General features: G+C 46.1%; 4 protein-coding genes and 1 pseudogene. All 5 read left to right on the top strand.

Features of this window, described 5'->3' with window-relative positions:
- Positions 1–795 (top strand): annotated as a pseudogene (locus tag AB5150_RS03910) (hypothetical protein); the annotation flags it as partial.
- Positions 768–980, top strand: coding sequence for a hypothetical protein (locus AB5150_RS03905; RefSeq protein ID WP_015534553.1), 213 nt, complete (start codon positions 768–770; stop codon positions 978–980). The pseudogene AB5150_RS03910 and the gene AB5150_RS03905, both read left to right, overlap by 28 nt.
- A gap of 141 nt (positions 981–1,121) precedes the next feature.
- Positions 1,122–2,249, top strand: coding sequence for an arabinogalactan endo-beta-1,4-galactanase (locus AB5150_RS03900; RefSeq protein WP_368291225.1), 1,128 nt, complete (start codon positions 1,122–1,124; stop codon positions 2,247–2,249).
- Positions 2,250–2,444: 195 nt separating this feature from the next.
- Positions 2,445–4,514, top strand: coding sequence for a diguanylate cyclase (locus AB5150_RS03895; RefSeq protein WP_368291224.1), 2,070 nt, complete (start codon positions 2,445–2,447; stop codon positions 4,512–4,514).
- A gap of 294 nt (positions 4,515–4,808) precedes the next feature.
- Entirely contained in the window at positions 4,809–5,966 is a 1,158-nt protein-coding gene (locus AB5150_RS03890) for an FprA family A-type flavoprotein (protein ID WP_022217048.1), read from the top strand.
- Positions 5,967–6,009: the final 43 nt, after the last annotated feature.

Genomic DNA, 6,009 nt, shown 5'->3' with positions numbered 1-6,009 from the left:
ATACTGTACGGATCAGACAAGCAGATATTCTGGTACTGCGATCCATACATGAGAGCCCAGATCAACATGGATCAGGGCGGTGCGATCGTTGACCTCAGACCATACGCTGCAAAGCTCAACTGGCCTGTAGGTATCGGAACTCCACATGTTCAGGATGCTTCATATCCATTCCTGATCCAGGAGAAGTACAGAGCAGGATATTTCACACACTATGCTGGAGAGGGTACTGTAAGAAGTGCCAAGATCAGCTACAAGGGTGAAGAGGTCGACCTCTGTCTGTGCAGAACAAAGGCAACATTCTCGCAGGAGGGAAGCACAAGAATCCTTACACTTGACCCGGTTGACATCGAGTTCTACGATCTGACAGTTAAACTTCAGACAAAGATATATTTTGAGGAGGGTTCATCCAAGATAAGACATGAAAGAACTATCCTCGAGATGAGCAACCCTGATGCAGAGGTTGAGATCAATGAGTACATGGTGGCATGCTACGGTACAACAGAGTACCCAGAGGACATGACAGGAATCACTCTCACAGCAAAGAATGCTTCAGAGAGCAAGTCACTCACATATGAGTACAAGTGCAGAGAAGAGGATCTCGCAGGCGCCGATGAGGTGTCAGCAGTTATACCTGCGATCGAGACAAAGGCTGCCATGGGAGCATCAGGCAGTGACGCAACAGGATATTTCAAAGAGGGATATGCGTTCTCGCCAATGTTCACTCTCGGGTTTACAAAGACACTTAAGGATAAGGAGGTATTTTCAACATGGCTCAGTCTGGAAAAGGCAAATTAAATTACAGATGTCCAATGTGTTTTATGAGAGATCTGGATATAGATATGTTCTATGATAAGGACAAGAAGGAATACTACTGTATCCGTTGTCAGTATGTTGGACCAGAGGAGGACGTTCTGGCAAAGAACGAGCTCATCAGAATAAAATATGGAAGAATGTATGACAGGATTACATTTGACGACTAGGTGACAGATGTCATCTTGATAGAAGGCCGCCGACAGATGAAGATGAACTGGTACATCAGGGGTATGCAGAACATTTTTCTTCGGCGGCTGTTCTTGGTTATAACAGGTAGTAAAATAAATGCAGGTGAAGGAGACAAAAATATGGCAGATTATATAAAGGGCGTGGATCTCTCCGCTGTTGCCGAGGTTGAAGAGCTGGGTGCGAAATATTATGACAATGGTGTGCAGGGAGATATATTTGACATACTTAAGAACTATGGTGTGAATTCTGTGAGACTTCGTCTGTGGAATGATCCGTACACGGAGGACGGCGTACCTTATGGTGCGGGCACAAATGACCTTGAGGTATACAAGAAACTCGCGAAGCGCGCTATGGATCATGGAATGAGCATTCTGCTTGATTATCACTACAGTGATTTCTGGGCTGACCCGGGCAAGCAGAGGGTGCCCAAGGCGTGGAGAGGCATGGATGCGGATCAGCTTGAGCAGGCTGTGTACGACTACACAAGGGAGACTCTTTTAGAGATGAAAGATGCGGGCGTTTTACCTCAGCTTGTTCAGGTTGGAAACGAGCTTACAAACGGACTGATGTGGCCGCTGGGACAGAAGCCGGAGTATGACAATATCGCGAAGTTTGTGAGCGCAGGAATAAGGGCGGTCAGATCGGTTGGCTCTGATATTCCGGTCATGATACATCTCGACAATGGTGGCAACAATCCTATGTATGTGGACTGGTTTGACCACTACATGGAAAGAGGAGAAAATTTTGATATAATTGGAATGTCGTATTATCCGTTCTGGCATGGAACCATGAAGGATCTGGAGGCAAATATGCGGGATATGGCGGATAGATATGGCAAAAAGATAGTTATTGCTGAGGTTTCCATGGGATTTACCATGGAGGACTATGCTGACTATGAGAAACTGGGGCCTGACGATAGAAAGGGCTATGCCACAAAACCTTCACTGGTGGAGAATCTTGACTACTCTATGACACCTGAGGGACAGGCGGAATTTATGAACGACATAATGAAACTGATAGATGATGTTCCTGGTGGCGATGGCTTTTATTATTGGGAGGCAGGCTGGATACCAGTACCGGGAAGCGGCTGGGCTACGGAAGGTGCTCTGTCATATATAGAGGAGTCTGGACCATGCGGAAATGAATGGGCAAATCAGGCACTTTTTGATTATGACGGACATGCTCTGCCGGCACTTAAGACTATACGTGATTACAAGCCGCTGCACAGCGACTATCCACTTAAGTAAATTATGGGGACGGAGGTGTCTGTCCCCTCCGTCCCCGTGGTTTCTGATAGTAAAGTACATATTTTTGATACATTTGGATATGTTTTGGTTGGGCGGGTCTGTGTATAATATATACAGATGCGCCCTTTTAATATATTTGGCAAATTTACAGATGGGGGACAGGACGGGTTGTTCTGATTGATCAGGAGGTAAGGTATGAAAAAAGTAGCATTGTTCATGGATGGCTGGAAGAGGTATTTCACCTATGCCTGGCCGCTTGGATTTATGCAGAAGATAAAGGAAGCCAGGGCTGATGTGAATTTGTACATATTCAACAGCAATGGCAATTGGAACAGGGACGACGGTTACAGCTATGGAGAATACAATATATACAATCTTCCGGAGCTGACAGACTTTGATGGGATCATAATATCTGTCAACAATATCAAATATCCGGAAGTCACGGCGGAACTGCTGGACAGGATAAGGAAGAGCGGAGTTCCGGCTATAAGCCTCGAGACTGCTTTTGACGGTCTGCATTTTGTGGGTATAGACAATTATGATGCCATGTATGACATGACTCGGCATATGATAGAGAAACACGGTGCGAAGAAGGTGTGGTATCTTGCCGGACCGAAGGACAACTATGAGGCTCAGGAGAGATGTCGGGCATTCAGGGACTGTATGGATGAATATGGCCTGACTGTGGATGATGAGGATGTCCTGTTTGGAGATTTTGGTTTCAATGACGGTGTGACGGGCTTTGAGGAGCTGCTCAGAGCACATGGACATACGTGTATAAAACACGAGAAGGACGGACCGGATTACGGCGGCCCTGCGGAGGTGTACGGTGAGATAACCAGTGGCAGTTTTGCGGATTCTGCTCCGGATGCCGAGGCTTCGAATAATGAGGAGATGGATGATAGAAGGCTGGAAGAACGAGAGATAGTGAGGAAGATCCTTCCAGATGCAATAATCTGTGCAAATGACAACCTGGCTGTGGGTGTGTGCAACAGAGCTGAAGCACTTGGACTTTCAGTGCCAAATGATTTTAAGGTTACAGGATTCGACAACTTTGATAAAGCAGCGTACTATACGCCGCGTATAACAACGGTGAGCAGGATCCGTGAGAAGATCGGAGCTGCGGCTGCAGAGATCATGCTGAATATCTGGGCGAGAAACAATCCGGATACCAGCTCTTATATAGATTATAATTGTATATTTACGGAGAGCTGTGGCTGTGGCGCGGATGCTATGCTGAACGGCAGACAGTACCTGAAGAATTATATAATGGGAGTTGTGGAACGCGAGGAGATAGATGAGAGCACACTGGATTTCACGCATTTGCTCAGCAAATGCAAGGATTACAGTGAACTGTATCCGTGCGTTCAGTCCTCATATTCACAGGCAGAGTGTAAGAAATGCGTTATGGTTGTCGACAGATCTCTTGTGGAGATGGGGGGAGCTGGACCGACTCTCTCAGCAGCATACGATGAGGATGTATTTGCTGTGAAAGGCTATCCTCAGAGAATGCAGATCGTGTACAGGCAGGGCATAGCGGATGACGGTGACGATACATACCATAGTATGTTTCCTCTTTTGGATGATGAGACAGGCGGCAATATATTTTTATTTGCGCCATTTCATTTCGGAGAAAAGGCAGTTGGGTTCTGCTGTGTCGAAAATGGATATTACCTCATGGATAAGCAGCTTTGGTCAACTGTAATGAGCGAAGTGAATGTAGCCATGATAAACCTGTTCAACAAATGGAGGCTAGAGCAGATCAATCAGGAGCTTACGGCGATATCCATAAAGGATCCACTTACCCAGATATATAACAGGGAAGGTATGAGACAGATCGCCGCAAAGGCATTTGACAAGGCTGCGGGTCAGGGCAGGGCACTTCTCATAATGTTTGCCGATATGGACAAGCTCAAATATATAAATGACACTTATGGTCACGAGTACGGAGACAAAGCCATAAGGAGTGCCGCAAGAGCCGTAGCAGGCGGAGGCGGAATAAGCAGTATTCCGGTTAGATATGGCGGAGATGAATTTGTATCCATATCTATATACGATGAGGCGGAACCTCCTGAGGAAAGAAAGACGGCAATCCTTGAGAAAGCCAGGGAGATAGCGTCGCAGGAGAAACTTCCATTTGCCCTGGAGTTTAGTATAGGTTATGTTATAACAGCCCCGGATGGTGATAAAACCCTTGAGGAGTATGTGAGGGAAGCGGATCACAGCATGTATCAGGAGAAGATACAGAGAAGGGTAAGCAGATAATAATAAAAAATTATCAAAAAATGGAGAATCAGGTCTTATGTGCTGATTCTCTATTTTCATTTAGTATGTTATAATTAACTGTCATTATGATAGTTTGCGCAAGCACAGCTGTCGCAATGCTCATTATATCATGATTCGCACCTACGGTGCTTTTCGTTGCTGTCGCAACTATCATGATCCAATTCGCCGCTCGCCAATCATGCAAGCATGTTGGCTCACTTGCGCTCATTATATCATGTGGACACAACGTGGATTATTTATATTAGATAATTAGGATCAAAAGGAGGATATACAATGCTTAAGAATGTAACAGACACAGTATTTTATGTGGGTGTGGATGACAAGAACATAGACCTGTTCGAGAATCAGTACATCGTGCCAAACGGAATAGCGTACAACTCATATGTCATCATGGACGAGAAGATCGCTATCATGGACATGGTGGATGCAAAGTGTGCAGACCAGTGGTTTGCAAATGTGGCAGAGGTGCTTGGCGACAGAAAGCCGGATTATCTCATCATATCCCATCTTGAGCCGGATCATTCCGCCAATCTTGGTGATGTGCTTGCGAAGTATCCGGATATCAAGATCGTATCAAATGCCAAGCTTTTCGGAATGCTTCCAAATTTCTTCGAGGTTCCTGTGGCTGACAGAAGCGTGACAGTTGCGGAGGGACAGACACTCTCACTTGGAAGCCATACGCTCCAGTTCTTCATGGCTCCTATGGTCCACTGGCCTGAGGTTATGGTCACATATGAACAGAGTGAGAAGATACTCTTCTCAGCGGATGCATTTGGCAAGTTCGGCACTCTGGATACCGACGAGGACTGGGCATGCGAGGCGAGAAGATATTACTTCAATATAGTAGGAAAGTATGGAATGCCTGTACAGGCACTTCTGAAGAAGGCAGCAGGACTGGATATCCAGAAGATATGTGCACTCCACGGACCAATCCTCACAGAGAATCTTGAATATTACATCGGAAAATATCAGTTGTGGTCAACATACACACCTGAGGATGAGGGAATCTTCATCGCATACTGCAGTCTCCATGGCAACACAGAGAAGGCTGCAAAGAAACTGGCGGAGATACTTGAGGCAAAGGGTGCGCCAAAGGTTGCGATATCAGACCTCTCAAGGGATGATATGGCAGAGTGTATAGAGGATGCGTTCAGATACGACAGACTGGTTCTGGCAGCCCCAACATATGATGGCGGTGTGATGCCTGTCATGGCGGATTTCATCAACCACCTGAAGATGAAGGCGTACCAGAAGAGAAAAGTGGCATTCATTGAGAATGGTTCGTGGGCTCCAATGGCAGCCAAGCTCATGAAGGAACAGATGTCAGCGATGAAGGATATAGAGATCGTGGACGAGCACGTGACCATAAGGTCTGCGTTCAAGCAGTCGGATGTGGCAGCACTCGAGGCTTTGGCTGGAAAACTGTTATAAGAGATAAGGATAATAAACATAAAGTAAGTCTGAAACCGACTTA

Origin of the sequence: Coprococcus sp. RTP21281st1_F1_RTP21281_210402, from assembly GCF_040915325.1 — a bacterium.
Lineage (GTDB): Bacteria > Bacillota > Clostridia > Lachnospirales > Lachnospiraceae > Coprococcus > Coprococcus aceti.
Note: the sequence above shows the minus strand (reverse complement) of the source record. Positions and strands in the feature narration are given on the sequence as shown.

Coding starts and splice junctions, on each gene's coding strand:
- AB5150_RS03905 (WP_015534553.1), top strand. CDS start 768: ATGGCTCAGTCTGGAAAAGGCAAATTAAATTACAGATGTCCAATGTGT.
- AB5150_RS03895 (WP_368291224.1), top strand. CDS start 2,445: ATGAAAAAAGTAGCATTGTTCATGGATGGCTGGAAGAGGTATTTCACC.
- AB5150_RS03890 (WP_022217048.1), top strand. CDS start 4,809: ATGCTTAAGAATGTAACAGACACAGTATTTTATGTGGGTGTGGATGAC.
- AB5150_RS03900 (WP_368291225.1), top strand. CDS start 1,122: ATGGCAGATTATATAAAGGGCGTGGATCTCTCCGCTGTTGCCGAGGTT.